The organism is Hymenobacter sp. YC55, from assembly GCF_029433095.1.
Lineage (GTDB): Bacteria > Bacteroidota > Bacteroidia > Cytophagales > Hymenobacteraceae > Hymenobacter.
In genome coordinates this window covers 1092692-1106896 of the sequence record NZ_JARNTX010000001.1, presented here as the reverse complement: position 1 = coordinate 1106896, position 14205 = coordinate 1092692, and the positions used below count along the sequence as shown (strand labels likewise).

Below are 14205 nucleotides of genomic sequence, written 5' to 3'. Positions count from 1 at the left end.
ATCCGGTCACGTCGTACAACGGATAGTATGAGAGTTTCCGAAGCTCTTGATCTAGGTTCGATTCCTAGCGTGACCACGAACATTGCCAATAAACGCCCTTTACGCATTATAAAGGGCGTTTTTATTTTCACTGGTAAAACAATTCCTGAAACGTGGAGCGCGTACCCGAACTGGCTTTAATCTGGCTAAGGGGCAACATCGCCGTAGCCGGGCTACAACAAGAGGAAACGATGGGCGTTTTTTGGCGGCAGCTAAAGCAGATTTCCGGCTATCATCAGCTGTGGCGCAGCGCACCCGCTTCGGTGAAGCAATGGCAGGCCTATCACTAGGTAGACCGCCAACCCAACTCCCTCGGCTACTGCTTACCTGATAACGAGTACATGGACTATCGCTACCCTACTCGTCCTAATGACGGGATGGATAGCGCCTGTAAATCCTTTTTCTCTGCCATTGCCGTACTAGCTAAACTCGCTGGCCACATGCCCAAGTCGAGTAGCTGATTGTTGAGGTAGATATCGGTCAACTCCTGACCTATGGCAAAGGCGGGCTCAATGAAATGCCGACCCCGAATGTCGTTGCGGTAAATGGCATTCTGGATCATGAAGGCGAGGCGGTTGCGCTCGATAAACTTGCCGCTCTTTTTGTTCCGGCCCTGTAGGTTGCGCTGCTTGATGAAGGTGAGCAGGGCACTGAGGGGTACTTTCTTGGCTAGCAGCTTGCGGCCTAAGTCCACCCACTGCGCATAGTCGAGCGCGTATAATTCGAGCGTACTGTTGGCCGTGTAGCCTTCGAACTAGCCAGAGCTACTGCGGCCCTGCGTCACTTTCACGGCCTCACCCGAGAGCAGTTGCTTCGCTAGGGCAGAGTTTGGGCGAAGTGGGTACATGCCATTGCTATTCAACAAGCGTACCATTTCGTGGGCTATGGCTAGGCCAATACCAAGCAACACTTCTTTTATAGGTGATGGAACTGGCATACTCACAAACGCCAGCACCTACCTTCTGTCCCAGCAAAAAGCCCTGGCCTGGGGAGGTCGGGGCTTTTGCTTACAATAACTATGAGCAATAAAGCATTATTGCTTATACGTCATAGTGAATCGCATCTTACCGTCAGTTTGCGTGGTGCACGTAGTTGTGTAAGTAATACTAGGCACCGCCACATTGTCCGTCCACGTATCTGTGTCATAGACTATGGCAGCCGGAGCTGGGGAGGCTACGCCCGTACAAACCACCATGCGGTTGCCAGAGGGAGTAACCAGAAATTTGGTGTTTGTCATCAAGGTGGTTGGGCCGTAAATGTCCACTGGCAGGCCAGTCAAGTTGTTGCCCATTTCCCAGTCATATTCTCCGGCTAATTTACGGACGCCGTTGCCACACTGTATGAAAATTAAAAGCCCGTCGTTATCGGTTTCGGCTTCCGCACTAGCTGCAGTTGAGAGGTTCTCGGGAGAAACCGAATCAGACTCTTTGCTACAACTGCTTACAAGCAGGGTCGTTCCAATGGCTAGCAAAGCGATGGAGGTAGAGAGTTGCTTCATGGGAGTTTTTATAGTGTTTAACTAATATTATTTTAGATAAATATACATTAATATAACTTATATTAAAACCCTTCTCTAAAGGTTTATATTATAATTCATATGATGCTCTTATTTATAAGCATTTCAACAAAAATATATAATTATTAAAGAATATAAAGTATGGTTGAAACCTTGAAAACACTCTGCCGTGAGGAAGAACTTTTCAGCGAAAAGAGTTACCAACCATAAGGACTGATCGCAGTTACTAAAAAGAGGAAGACTATAACTACTAACGTCCAGCCCACCTTGCGGGCTAGGCTTATGGACTGTCCGTAGCAGGTTCGCCGTCGTTTACTAGGCTTTTGATCTAGCTTTGCAACCCTCATTATTTCTTCTAAATTTGTGATAGAGCAAACTACTACCAAAGCAAAGGCTTATTTCCCCGCATTAACTGGTATTCGCGCTATAGCTGCCTACCTCGTTTTCTTCTACCATTTCGGCCCTGCTCGCTTGCCGTGGCCTTGCATTGCCAAGGATTCGGGTTTGGCGGCATATATCGAGGAATGGCACGTTGGTGTTACCCTCTTTTTTGTGCTCAGCGGCTTTCTGATTGCCACCCGTTATCAAGACAGTGTGCAGTTAACTGGCAAGTGGGCTTTTCGCTACTTCCGCAATCGCTTTGCTCGAATATACCCGCTGTATTTTCTAGTCACCCTTCTGGCCTTTGTCTCCTTTCAACTAAATCCGACCTGGGACGGCACAGAACAATGGCCTAACTACGTACACTACGACAAACCAATGGTGGTCGTGCTGAACCTGACCTTCCTGCGGGGCTTCTTCGAGAAGTTTATTTTCACTGGTTTGGCACAAGGCTGGACGCTTACAGTAGAGGAATGCTTTTACGCGCTGGCCCCGTTGCTGCTGCTCACGCTGAAGCGGCGGTGGCAGTTGCTGTTTGGACACGCAGCTGCGCTACCACTACTTGGCTTTCTCTTAGTCTACGTAAGCAATGCGACGGGTCTAGCCACTCGCTATTATGAGTTCATGGGCTCGTATCAGTTCATGCTCAACTTCACATTTTTTGGGCGCTGCATCGAATTCTTTGTTGGCATGGGCCTAGCCCTTTATTTGAAGCGCTATCCGCAACAGGTTGCCAAAGGCTGGAAAATCACAGCAGTTAGCGTACTATGGATGGCTGGCTGCATTTATATTCTTTCTATGGTCGAAACGCCACTCGACCTCTTTAAAGGAACCATGGACTACCGCGGTATCGCGGTGAACAACCTGCTGCTGCCGCTCGGTGTCGTGGGATTGCTCTACGGCTTGATTTATGAACAAAATTGGTTTCAAGCCCTGCTGCAAACCCAACCCGCGCAAGCTCTCGGCAAAAGCTCGTATGCATTTTACCTGGTGCATATGAGCACTTTTCAAGTTGTCTTGCGTGAGTATGTGACCGAGAGTGTGGCAATCCAGTTTATCCTGCTTGTTGCGCTCTCTTGGGTGCTGTTCCATTTCATAGAAGAGCCTATACAGAAGAGATTAACAGGTTCCAAGTCTGTTGCGGCTAGGAAGGCAGCAGTGGACTGTGAACCCGTTACTAGGTACTAAGCATGATAACCAACGGCCCGCATTACGGTGTTAATGTGACGGCCAAGACTAGTGGGACAGTTACTACTCTTTTAACGCGTACGAAGCCTGCCACTGCTGAGCATCATATTCATCCCATTCCGCTTGCTGCTCCTTGCTTAAGGTAGACGGCAGGCCGTGCCGCTTCGTGAGGAAGTCCGTTATCGGAACTAACATAATTGTCAAAAATTCACGCAGCGCTTTCATATGCATAGAGCAGGCAAATATAACCTATTACCCACTCTATACGTCTGTCGTGAAGAAATCCTCATACTCCACGCCCAGATCACCGCAGGTGAGGCTGCAGGTGCCAGTGGTGAGCTTTTCCGCCGACGAATCAGTCACATCTACGCCTGCCACCACGGAGCCATGGCCGAGAGCACCGAAGCGAGGATGCGGTCACCAAACGCAACGAAACTTACGCTGTAAGTGGTACTGACAGTTATTGGCTCCGAGTTGACATTGCTTTGGAAAGTAAACTGTGTTACACCGGTGAGACGTTGGTCCGGAATACGCCGATGTTGACAAACTTGTTTGCATCCACGAAATAGGCCATGTAATAGTTACCCCCTGCCCAGTAGCGGCACACCAGGCCGTAGGGCTTATGCGAACCCGTCCACACGACACGGGCCGTGCCCCGTTGCCGGTTGCCGCCCTCGGAGGAAGGCCGCACCATATGTGCGGAACTAAATTTGCTTACCGCTTTGAATTTGCCGTTTTCAATGACAAACATGGCCTCATTGAGCCAGCCATTGCCCAAGGCCCCATTGGGGCAGTCGGCAGCGTCAAAGAAGGTGTACACGGGAGCGGCATCCGGCGCATCGAGGGTCGCCGTGGCGCTGGTACCAGAGAAATTAATAACGTGGCGTATACCTAACACGGCGAATGGCAACGCGCGTTCGGCAAAATTGGCTATCTCGGTCGAGCCCGCATCGGTATAGTAAATCAGGTCACGGAAGTAGGTTGTGCTAAGCGGCCCGTCGTAGCCGCCCATTTGCGGATGCGTCTGTATATCCATCAACACCGTAGCATTTTGCTCGGCATTGAAGTCGGCGCGCAGCAGGTTATTGTATTGTTTGATGCGTGTCCAGAATTCCGAGTTTTCGGGGCTAAGCGGGCTGCGCGTACCAGTAATGGTGTTGCCAATCACTAAATTACCTTGGCTCTGATAGAAAGCGACTTGTGCCTTTTGGGCATCTAATGCCGCTTGTGCACTCGCCCCATATTGCAGCTCGTTTATGCCCGCGTACAGAAACAGAATGTACTTGGTGGCCGTGTTGTTTTTTACCGCTCAGCACCTCAGCGCGTTGGGCAACCGAGTTCATTTGAATTAACGGGTCGCCTTTCGTCCAAGTGTCGCCGCCCAAGCCAAAGTCCAGCCAGCCTGTGTACTGCGGCTGGTTAGCCAACCGTACATGAAGTTGTTCCAAGAATGCATTGGGGGAGCCGTTGCGCTCCTGCGAAGCGCCCGTACTGTCGGTTTCCACCATTACCTGGTAGGTGGAACCCACCGGCACCGCCGGATTCGCCGTCACTATTACAAAGTCCTCTGCAGACTCCGCACCCTTGTTGTCGGTGATTTTAAATCCGAACTGATTAGAGCCTGCAATCAGATTGCTGGCCACTACATTCTGCGTGTTCGCGGGCAAGCAAGCCCGTCGCATTGTTAGGCCCGGTGACCTGCCACCAAGCATAAGAACTAAATGTGCGGTTTGATTTATATCCTTTTAATTCATAGGTCTAAGATTAGGCATATTAAATAGAAGTGCAAAATAGAATACTACAAGAATCAATTAAAATACTTATATCACTTGTGTATTATTCATACACCTTATATCTTAGGCACACACTAACGCCATCTACTCCAATGTGAATCGTGCCGCACGGGCTTAATGCCGCGAAATCTGTTTAGCCGAAACTACTCGGCCGGTATACTACATACTGAGCTTTCTAGGTTATGTCCCTGCGGCACCGCCGCAGACATTTGTCTGCACCCCAGTATTGCGTGCTGGGTTTAAGCTACGCCTTTCTCGGCACTGCGTTGAGCATCGGTCGTAGTCACATTTGGAGGGTATATACCCGCTTTGTTGCTTGGAGCTGCATTTCTCTTTCCTTTTAGGAGACCTCTAAACCTGTTGTGCTTTTAGCGCACTCCGTGTCGGCGTGTCTTCGTCGGGCACGGTGGTGTACTACTAAGGGCTCACTATGCTCTTCTGGTTGGCTACTCAATATGGTCAAGCCTTAGAACTAGTGGCTTCGCTTCAACTGGTTATCAACCGAGCGAGTAGCCCACGCAAGTCTTTTCGTTGTGGAAAGAGCACTGCCCTCCTACCCCAACCTTACAGACTCGTATTCATGAAACTCCCTGATCCCCTCTTTTTCCGATTAATGTCTACCTGGCGTAGATCTGAATGTGTATTCGCTAACCGCGATTTGCGCAAACTCAACAATTCATCAACCAACTATAAAGGCTGGCGCGTGGTGTTCTCACCAACTCATTTGCAACTCGACAGAGAAGCTTTAGAGCGAAGCGGCTATCCATCTTCCGCCTTGAATGAAAACTGATTAGTGCTGACTTGCCCCTCGTGGCTTGTGCTAAGCCACGAGGGTAAGCAGAGATGCACTGCCACTCTTGCAGCAAACAATTTTCTGATGCCTATAATTACTTGCTAAGTAGGCTATAGGACGAAAAACATAGGAAATAGCTTCAACCTTTCTTTTAGTAACCAAGCTTTGAACACCATTGAGGTAGCGTATCAACACACCTCTCCCATGAAGCCATTTTAAACAGTAGTTACCCCAACAACTCGCATAGTTGGATTTTCCTTGACTTGCGGGGCCTGCTGGCTGCTCATTGTTTGTTCAACGCAGTGTGCCCTCAGGGAGGTAAGCAAAACAGGTTGCCGTTTTGCTTACCTCCCTGAGGGCACACTGCGTTTTTCTACAATTACAATTCCAATAGAGTAAAGCCTGGAAAGATTAGTACTTGTCCACGCGGGAGCAATCCTGGGCTCTATAGTCCCCTAACGTGTGGACGAAGCAGTGGCAGCAAAAACACATAGCACACTGGATTATATGTACTTAGCACTGTCAACACTACTAGGAAAGCAACTAGTCACCCTATGGCTAGTGCAAGTCTGCTACTTCGTGTACCAATTTCCAGACGCGGTTATTGTCTCGTTTCCAGATGCGCAGAAAAGAGCCGGTTAGCTGCTGGTACTGGGCGTAACCGTAGGTGAAGCCTAAGTCGCCGGAGGCAGAGGTTATTGCTTTTACGGACGTGTAGGTGGCGCGACCCGTTTGCGTGGTCGCAAAGGTTGTGGCGGCTGGCCCCACGTATGGCTGGCTGCCTGTTCGATACAGTCGTACAGCTTTTGTGGGTGCTAGCACTTTCTGGTAAGCCGCCCCGAGCGAATAGGAACTAGCCACCTGCCTCATACCGGCGTCTGCACCTAATAAGTCTTTTTGGCTAACAGCCGTATCGGTAACGGCCAAAGGCTTCTTTATCGTAGCGTTTAGATCAATCAGAGAGGCCGGCGCTGGCTGGTTGGGGGCTGGGTGCGAGATGCCTACATCGGCTACAACTTTCCATTCTCCTGTGCTGGTTTTGTGCCAAACGCTGGTAAACTGCCCGAAAGCACTGGGCACATCGACTGCCCGGGGCCTTACCTCGAAAGGACCTGTCGTGTAACCAAAATCGCCAGAGGCAGCTATGTCGGCATACACAGGCCTCCAAGAAAGCACGGTTGGTTGATCGGGCATCTTCTCGTATAAAGGCTTGCCGAACTGGTAGCGGCCTTTCACCACAACTAGCGCCTCGTCGGCTAAATAACGCGTGAATCCGGCCTTGATACCATACTTGCTAGTGAATTCGGCAAAATTACGCTCCGCTGATACCAGGGTTTGATAATCTGACGGACGGCTGTCTGTGGTGGTAGTAGACGGCGCGGGGTAGCTCAGGTAATTGAAAGCTACAAAAAGCAACAGAACGCTAGGCTTGTGCATAAAGTGAAAACGAAGTGGGCGCGATGGCACGACGCCGAGCTACAGTGCCCTACAGCGTTTCAGCCAAGTCGCAGATAAAGTTGGGTAGCTTAAGATCTTGGCGGAAGGCAGCTAGCACAAGCCCAAACCCACGAGTTGAGGGAAGCAGCGCTTCAACTCTATTTTTCAATGTTTCAACCGCAACATCGACTACGGCAAGCAGTGACAGTAGAAGCCGCTTCCCGACAAAGGCGCTTTGCACAACCTAGCATTTGGAAGCAGTGGCGCTGCTCGAATTAAGGGGTGAAGCTATTAGCAGTTAACACCTGCTTTTCCTCAATTCAACCCTTGGTTCCGTCAAATCATGCAGCATTGGCTTTTGCCTAGCCTAGCTGGAAGTTTATATTTGATAAATAAGCCCCTACTCATGCCAGCCCAGCCTGCAGAACAGTTAGATGACCGGTGGATCCGCGTTAGCGGCATCGCCTTTTTCGTGATTATAACTGGCTATGCTCTCAACGTCTTTGATCACCTCTTCACCCTCGATTCCGCTAAAATCTTATTGGAGTCCCTGATCAGCTCTGCTATTACCTGGGAAGTAGACCGCTGGATTATTATCAAGTTTCAACGTCATTTTCCCGCTTTAAAGCAGGTTCGGACGCGTCTGCTGTTCATTATTCCGCTGTGCTGGGTTTTCAACGTGCTACAAGATTGGGTGCTGATGTGGCTGGTCAATGTAATAGGCTACCACAAGCCGTACAACGCGGCAGCGTTCAAGCAATCCATTCAGAGCAGCGTGATTATCGCCTTTTTAATTACGGGCATTCAGGAGGCCGTATACTATTTCTCGCGGCTGCTACAGGCGGAGAAGGAAACCGAGCAGCTCAAGAAAGAAAACCTGCAAACGCAACTCGACAGCCTCAAGCAGCAGGTCAATCCGCACTTTCTGTTCAACAGCCTCAACACGCTGTCTTACCTCATCAGTGAGGATGCCGAGAAGGCCGAGGAATTTTTGGATGAGATGTGCAAGGTGTACCGCTACCTGCTCCGCAACAATGAAAACGAGCTAACCAACCTGGCTACGGAGCTGCAATTCATCCGCTCGTATTTCCACCTGCTCAAGACCCGCTACGGCGACAGTCTGCACCTAAACTTGGCCATCGAGCCAAGCGACGAGCAACGTTTGCTGCCCTCCCTGACCTTGCAGCTACTGGTGGAAAACGCGGTGAAGCACAACGTCATTCACAAAGACCACCCCCTTACGGTGCACATCAGTACCCAAAACAACGGGCAACTGACGGTGAAAAACAACCTGCAGAAAAAGGTCCAGAAAGTGGCTTCCAACCAAGTCGGGCTTAGCAACATTGCTAGCAAGTTCAGCTTGCTCAAACAGCCCAATATCAAAGTGCAGCAGACCGAAACCGAGTTTCTGGTCACGATTCCCCTTATTCAGCCGAGTCACTAACTCACTATTTTGCTGCTCCCTTTTCGGAGTTCTTTCTCATGAAAATCCTGATCGTCGAAGACGAAGAAATGGCCGTCAAGAAGCTCACTCGGACTTTGGCCGCCGTGGAGCCCACGGCCGAAGTAGTGGGCGTGGCTGGCAGCATCCGCGAAACCGTGAACTGGCTGAATGCACACCCGACCCCAGAACTGATTCTGATGGATATCGAGCTGGCCGATGGTCAGAGCTTCCAGATATTCGAGGAAACCGAGGTGAAAAGCACGGTTGTGTTTACCACTTCCTACGACGAATATGCCATCAAGGCCTTCAAGGTCAACAGCATAGATTACCTGCTCAAGCCTATTCAGAAAGACGACCTGCGGGCCGCCCTCGACAAGTATTCGCAGGTGAAAGCCTTGTACCAGGGCCCCGCAACGGAGCCGACGATGAATGTAAGCAGCCTGATCCGGGAGCTACAGCAGCTGCAACCCAAGGAGTACCGCCAGCGGTTTTTGGTGCAGTACGCGCAGAAGCTAGTTTCCGTCGAGACACCGCAGATTGCCTACTTCTACAGCGACGAGCGACTGAACTTGTTCAAGACCTTCGACGGCAAGAAGATGGCCGTGGACTACACCCTCGACGAGCTAGAAGCCATGCTCGACCCAAGCCGCTTCTTCCGCATCAGCCGTTCGTTTTTGGTAGCTATTGACAGCGTAGAGCAAATTCAGCCCTACTTCGGCAACCGGCTGGCGCTGCAGCTCAAACCGGCCATTGATAAAGAGGTGATTGTAAGCCGGGAAAAGCTGACGCCCTTCAAAACCTGGATGGGCAAATAATCGCCCTTACCGTTTACGGCAAGTAAAGCTTGGCCATGCCTTTGCAGGGTCACAATCAAGTCCGCGCCAGCGGACTTTTTTGTTGGTGCCTGCTACGCGTAAGGTCCAACCAGCTGCAGGTAAAGCAAAAAAGCCTGTGCTGAAACAGCAGACTTCGATAGGAACACGCTAAATCCTGCTGCTTGTATAGCCTTTTCGAAATACTTAGAGAATAGAGATTCTACAATTCAAGCAGCGCTTTTCTCAATTCAAGCAGGAAGTGATTTCCGGCCGTGAGGGGGCCAAATACTTTTACAACAGTCAGCAGCGAGAACAGCGAAAACGGCCTGCAACAACACAGGTCCAAGACGCCGCCCGACTGATGTCTAAGTCTTTTTGGCCAACCCTATCAACAGCCAACTGCTATGAACCCTCTGCTACTCTTCCGCTCCACATCCGCCTCCGGCTGGAGCTTCACGTTCTTTTTGTTGGCAGCGGGCAGCACGGCCCAAGCGCAAAGCCAGCCTGGCATTGTGGGCAGCGTGCGCACTGCCGCGGGTGCACCCCTCGAATTTGCGACCATCACGCTGCACCGCGCCACCGACTCAACGGTAGTGGCCACCGAATTCAGCGACGACAAAGGTGCCTTTCGTTTAACAGCCGCCGCGGCCGGGCATTATCTGGTATCGGCGTCGCAGGTAGGGTTTGTGCGGCAGTGGAGCAAGCCCTTCGATGCAGCAACCGCAACGCAAGCCGTGACGCTGCCCCCGTTTACCCTGCCTGCCAGTGGCGCTACGGCCCTGAAAGAGGTAACGGTGCTGGGCCAGCGCCCAACGTTCGAGCGCCTCGCCGACCGCACGGTAGTGAACGTGGAAGGCAGCACGCTGGCTGCCGGCAACAGTTCGCTCGATGTACTTACCCGCTCGCCCGGCGTGACTGTGGATAGCAACAACAACCTGTCGTTGGGAGGAAAGCAGGGCGTCATGGTGCTCATTGATGGCAAGCGCCAGCCCATGACAGGCTCGGAACTGGCCGACTACCTGCGTGCCTTACCCGCCGACCAGGTGAAAAGTATCGAACTGATTACCAACCCACCCGCCAAGTACGAGGCCCAAGGCAGTGCTGGCATCATTGCCATCAACCTCAAGAAAGACCAGCGCCAGGGCAGCAATGGTACCGTCAATGCCAGCTACGGCCGCAGCCAGTACGGCAAGTTCACATCGGGGCTGACGCTGAATCATCGGCACAAGAACCTGAATTTGTTTGGCTCCTACGCCTACGGGAATCGCAACGGCGTGGAAAAGCTCAATATTGACCGCAACTTCTACCAGGGCCAAGACCAAGAGCGGACACTAGCCAGCAGCATTTCTCAGGTCAGCGTTCAGAACGTCAGCAACCGCTCGCATACCTGGAAAGCTGGCGCTGACTATAACCTGGGTGAAAGAACGGTGCTGGGCGCGGTAGTTAGCGGCCTCGACAACCAGGCTCCGCTGCGGGAAAGCACCACCCGCACTTCGCTGTTCGACGAAGCCGGCAACCCCTCCGACTCGTACCGGGCGGTTTCTGTTCGCGGGTTCAACTCGCCCAACGTGGCGGCCAACCTCAACTTCAAGCACACATTTGCGCCGGATTCCAGCGGCAGCCGCGAGCTAACCGCCGATGCCGACTACGCCCGCTACACCTCGCGCCGGCCACAGGACCTGACCACGTACTTCGAGCTGTCGGGCCGCCCGACGGTGCTGCTGAGCGGCGACCAGCGCGGTGAACTAACCATTCAATCGGCTAAAGTTGACTACACGCATCCTCTCTCGAAAAACGCCCGCCTAGAGGCCGGAGCCAAAGCCAGCCGGGTACTTTCCGACAACGACGTGCAATTCACGCAAACAACCAACGGCGAAACCACCGTGGATGCAAGTCGCACCAACCGCTTCAAATACGACGAGAACATCACGGCGGCCTATGTGAGCTTCAACCAGACGGTGGGCAAGCTGAACGTGCAGGCTGGCCTGCGGGGCGAGCATACCGCGGCAGTTGGTCGCCAAACGATTGGCAGCCAGGATTTCAAGCGCGACTATTTCCAGCTGTTTCCTAGCGCGGGCCTCAGGCAAACCCTGAACGACCGGCACGAGGTGTCGTTGTCGGTGAGCCGGCGCGTCGACCGGCCTTCCTATGGGCAGCTCAACCCGTTCCGCGTTATCATCGACCCTACCACTTCGGGGGCCGGCAATCCGGAGCTGCGTCCGCAAACCAGCTACAACTTCGAGATTGGGCACACCTACAAGCAGAAGTTCAGCGCCAGCCTGAGCTACAGCAGCACCGATCAGCCGATTATCAACGTGGTACAGCCCGAGTCGGATAGCACAGTGGTGGCACGTCCGGTGAACCTGGGGCGGCAGCAGCACGTGGGCTTCACGCTTACGGCCCCAGTAGAGCTTGCCAAGTGGTGGACCATGCACAACACGGGGGTGTTTTACTACAACCAGTTTGTAGGCAGCATTGCGGGTACATCGCTTGATGCCGGGCGCAGCAGCTTCAACTTCACCAGCAACAGCAACTTCACCTTAAGCAAGACCTGGAGTGCCGAGCTGAACGCTCGCTACCAAGCCAAAGACCGCTACGGCTTCTTTATGGTGCGGCCCTACGGACAGTTGACTATGGGTCTCCAGAAGTCGGTTTGGGAGCGTAAAGGTACTATCAAGCTGGCCGTAGCGGACTTGCTTTACACCCGCAAAATACGCGCTACCTCCACCTACGACAATTACGCTGAGCGCATCTACCAGCGCAACGACTCCCGCGTAGCAACACTCTCGTTCAGCTACCGCTTCGGCAACGACAAAGTAGCGCCCACGCGCCGCCGCGCCGGTGGTGCCGAAGAAGAAAAGAGCCGCGCCGGGCAATAGAGCCAGCGCCTTCGCGCCGCTCATGCAGCCGGGGCAAACGCCGCCAACAGCAACGCGCCACGAACCCGCTTGGATTGGCTCCTGCTGCTTGAACTATCAGAAAGCCTCTTTATCCATTGATTTTCTACCTCTTAATCAAATTCAACCATGAAAACGACTGCTGTTTTCCGCTGGAGTGCCGCGCTTTTTCTGCTCTCTTGTTCGACCCTGGCTTCGGCCCAAAGCCGGCCAACGGTGTCGGTGAGGGACGGTTACTGGAACCTTATATCCAACCTTTCGTGCCCCACCCAAGCTACCGTGCGCTTCTACAACGGCCAACATCAGCTCCTGCACGAAAAGCAAGTGGCAGGAAAGCGCTTCGTAATGAAACGCAACCTTATCCGGCCCCGCACCATGAGCGAACTGAACGCGACCTTGTACCAAGTGCTCCGCGAAACCCAACCGGCCACCGACGCTACCGTGTCGGCGCAGTAACCCCCGGTCGACCACTGCGCTTAACTGCTCGCATAGCCCTTGCGTGGTAGCTGCAGTTACTATTTACTTCGCTCAACCACTTCTTCTTTACTGTCATGAAATTATCTGCTGCTTTGCTGCTTTTGCTGACTGTTGTTGCTCGTTTGGGTTCGGCCCAAGAGCTGCCCCGGCGACCCTATGTGGGCATCAACTTGCAGGCCCTCAACGACAGCCTGCAACAGCGCTACCAGCTGCCCAACAAGAATGGCATCTTCGTGCGGGGTGTACGGGAACAGTCGTCGGCGCAGGCAGCGGGTTTGCAGGCCAACGACATCATAGTGCAGGTAGATAAAACCGAACTTGGGCCGGAAGTGGGCGCGTTTGTGAGCTTGCTGAAACAATACCGCACCGGCGACAAAGTTCCGTTTACGGTGCTGCGCAACGGCAAGAAGATCCGCAAGCAGATAGCTATCAAAGGCTTTCCTAGAGAAGTCAGCCCGTGGTACGAGACCAGCTATTCGTCGGTGCAAGCGAGCGGCAATCAGTTGCGCACCATCATCACGCGGCCCAAAGGCAGCAAGCAGCAGAAAGTGCCGATGGTGCTGTTCATTCAGGGGGTCGGCTGCTTCTCGGTGGATAATCCCCTTACGCAAGGCGACGTCACCAACCGCATCATCGACTCGCTTTCCCGGCACGGCTACGCCACCATGCGCGTCGACAAAACCGGCATGGGCGACAGCAAAGGCACGCCTTGCCAGGAGTCAAATTTCCAGATGGAAGCTAGCGGCTACAAAGCGGGGCTGGCGGCCATCAAGCAACTACCGTTCGTGGATCAGCAGAACATTTTCATTACTGGCTTCAGCATCGGGGGCATTATGGCACCGGTGGTGGCCGAGGGCGAGCCGGTGAAAGGCGTGGTGGTGTACGGCACGGCCAGCCGCAGCTTTATCGAGTATGCGGTGCAAAACAAGCGCAACCAAAGCCAACTCCAGCAGCTGCCCTACGACTCCATCAACACCCTGATGAAGACATATACGGCGGCACTGCATCTGCTGCTCACTGAAAAGCAGACGCCCGCGCAAGTGCTGGCCAAGTACCCGAATGCCAAGCAGTTGATTTCGTTTCCGCAGCACTACACCTACATTCAGCAGTGGCAGGATGTGAACTTGGCTGCAGCCTGGAAGAAGCTTGACACCCGCGTGCTGGCTCTGCGCGGCGAGGCCGACTACATTTCCTACAACGAAGACCACCAGCTCCTCGTCGACATCGTGAATCGGGAGCACCCAGGCCAGGCCACCTTTCAACTGCTGCCGAATGTAGACCACGGCTTCGCGAAGGCTAAAACGCAGCAAGAAAGCATGAAGCTGGCCGAGGCTGCAAATCCAGAGCGCAACTTCGAGTTCATGACCGTGATTCTGCGCTGGCTGGATAGCCAGCGGCACGTGTAGCGCCACTCCAAGGCGCGAC

13 protein-coding genes and 1 tRNA gene are annotated in these 14205 nt (G+C 53.0%); 8 read left to right on the top strand and 6 right to left on the bottom strand.

What is annotated here, in order from left to right:
- Positions 1 to 4: 4 nt before the first annotated feature.
- Both P1X16_RS04675 and P1X16_RS04670 read left to right on the top strand, forming a co-directional pair.
- Positions 5 to 76 (top strand) — tRNA-Arg (locus P1X16_RS04675).
- Positions 77 to 152: 76 nt separating this feature from the next.
- Positions 153 to 329, top strand: a complete 177-nt coding sequence (locus tag P1X16_RS04670) for a hypothetical protein (RefSeq protein WP_277226693.1) — start codon at positions 153 to 155, stop codon at positions 327 to 329.
- 62 nt (positions 330 to 391) lie between these two features.
- Here P1X16_RS04670 and P1X16_RS04665 read toward each other — a convergent pair whose 3' ends face one another.
- Entirely contained in the window at positions 392 to 733 is a 342-nt protein-coding gene (locus P1X16_RS04665; protein WP_277226692.1) for a hypothetical protein, read from the bottom strand.
- A 339-nt stretch (positions 734 to 1072) separates the two neighbouring features.
- Positions 1073 to 1537, bottom strand: a complete 465-nt coding sequence (locus P1X16_RS04660; RefSeq protein WP_277226691.1) for a hypothetical protein — start codon at positions 1535 to 1537, stop codon at positions 1073 to 1075.
- Positions 1538 to 1918: 381 nt separating this feature from the next.
- On the opposite strand from P1X16_RS04660, the gene P1X16_RS04655 reads away from it, so the two are divergent.
- Complete coding sequence (locus P1X16_RS04655; protein ID WP_277226690.1) at positions 1919 to 3124, top strand: acyltransferase; 1206 nt, start codon at positions 1919 to 1921, stop codon at positions 3122 to 3124.
- 63 nt (positions 3125 to 3187) lie between these two features.
- Here P1X16_RS04655 and P1X16_RS04650 read toward each other — a convergent pair whose 3' ends face one another.
- The 4 genes from P1X16_RS04650 to P1X16_RS04635 all read right to left on the bottom strand — a co-directional run bounded on the left by P1X16_RS04650 (position 3188) and on the right by P1X16_RS04635 (position 7147).
- Complete coding sequence (locus P1X16_RS04650; protein ID WP_277226689.1) at positions 3188 to 3349, bottom strand: hypothetical protein; 162 nt, start codon at positions 3347 to 3349, stop codon at positions 3188 to 3190.
- 277 nt (positions 3350 to 3626) lie between these two features.
- Entirely contained in the window at positions 3627 to 4292 is a 666-nt protein-coding gene (locus P1X16_RS04645) for a hypothetical protein (protein WP_277226688.1), read from the bottom strand.
- A 4-nt stretch (positions 4293 to 4296) separates the two neighbouring features.
- A complete protein-coding gene (locus P1X16_RS04640; RefSeq protein ID WP_277226687.1) occupies positions 4297 to 4767 on the bottom strand; it encodes a hypothetical protein in 471 nt (156 codons plus the stop codon).
- A 1501-nt stretch (positions 4768 to 6268) separates the two neighbouring features.
- Positions 6269 to 7147: a hypothetical protein gene (locus tag P1X16_RS04635; RefSeq protein WP_277226686.1), complete on the bottom strand. Its 879-nt coding sequence runs from the start codon at positions 7145 to 7147 to the stop codon at positions 6269 to 6271.
- A gap of 406 nt (positions 7148 to 7553) precedes the next feature.
- On the opposite strand from P1X16_RS04635, the gene P1X16_RS04630 reads away from it, so the two are divergent.
- From P1X16_RS04630 to P1X16_RS04610, 5 genes are all read left to right on the top strand, one after another.
- Positions 7554 to 8591 carry a sensor histidine kinase gene (locus tag P1X16_RS04630; protein ID WP_277226685.1) on the top strand — a complete coding sequence of 346 codons (1038 nt, stop codon included), beginning with the start codon at positions 7554 to 7556 and terminating at the stop codon, positions 8589 to 8591.
- 38 nt (positions 8592 to 8629) lie between these two features.
- Complete coding sequence (locus P1X16_RS04625; RefSeq protein WP_277226684.1) at positions 8630 to 9406, top strand: LytTR family DNA-binding domain-containing protein; 777 nt, start codon at positions 8630 to 8632, stop codon at positions 9404 to 9406.
- A gap of 404 nt (positions 9407 to 9810) precedes the next feature.
- Entirely contained in the window at positions 9811 to 12285 is a 2475-nt protein-coding gene (locus tag P1X16_RS04620) for a TonB-dependent receptor (RefSeq protein ID WP_277226683.1), read from the top strand.
- Between the two features lie 147 nt (positions 12286 to 12432).
- Entirely contained in the window at positions 12433 to 12759 is a 327-nt protein-coding gene (locus P1X16_RS04615) for a hypothetical protein (protein ID WP_277226682.1), read from the top strand.
- A gap of 95 nt (positions 12760 to 12854) precedes the next feature.
- A complete protein-coding gene (locus tag P1X16_RS04610) occupies positions 12855 to 14186 on the top strand; it encodes an alpha/beta fold hydrolase (protein ID WP_277226681.1) in 1332 nt (443 codons plus the stop codon).
- The last annotated feature ends 19 nt before the right edge of the window (positions 14187 to 14205 follow it).

Coding starts and splice junctions, on each gene's coding strand:
- P1X16_RS04610 (WP_277226681.1), top strand. CDS start 12,855: ATGAAATTATCTGCTGCTTTGCTGCTTTTGCTGACTGTTGTTGCTCGT.
- P1X16_RS04630 (WP_277226685.1), top strand. CDS start 7,554: ATGCCAGCCCAGCCTGCAGAACAGTTAGATGACCGGTGGATCCGCGTT.
- P1X16_RS04615 (WP_277226682.1), top strand. CDS start 12,433: ATGAAAACGACTGCTGTTTTCCGCTGGAGTGCCGCGCTTTTTCTGCTC.
- P1X16_RS04625 (WP_277226684.1), top strand. CDS start 8,630: ATGAAAATCCTGATCGTCGAAGACGAAGAAATGGCCGTCAAGAAGCTC.
- P1X16_RS04650 (WP_277226689.1), bottom strand. CDS start 3,349: ATGAAAGCGCTGCGTGAATTTTTGACAATTATGTTAGTTCCGATAACG.
- P1X16_RS04620 (WP_277226683.1), top strand. CDS start 9,811: ATGAACCCTCTGCTACTCTTCCGCTCCACATCCGCCTCCGGCTGGAGC.
- P1X16_RS04635 (WP_277226686.1), bottom strand. CDS start 7,147: ATGCACAAGCCTAGCGTTCTGTTGCTTTTTGTAGCTTTCAATTACCTG.
- P1X16_RS04660 (WP_277226691.1), bottom strand. CDS start 1,537: ATGAAGCAACTCTCTACCTCCATCGCTTTGCTAGCCATTGGAACGACC.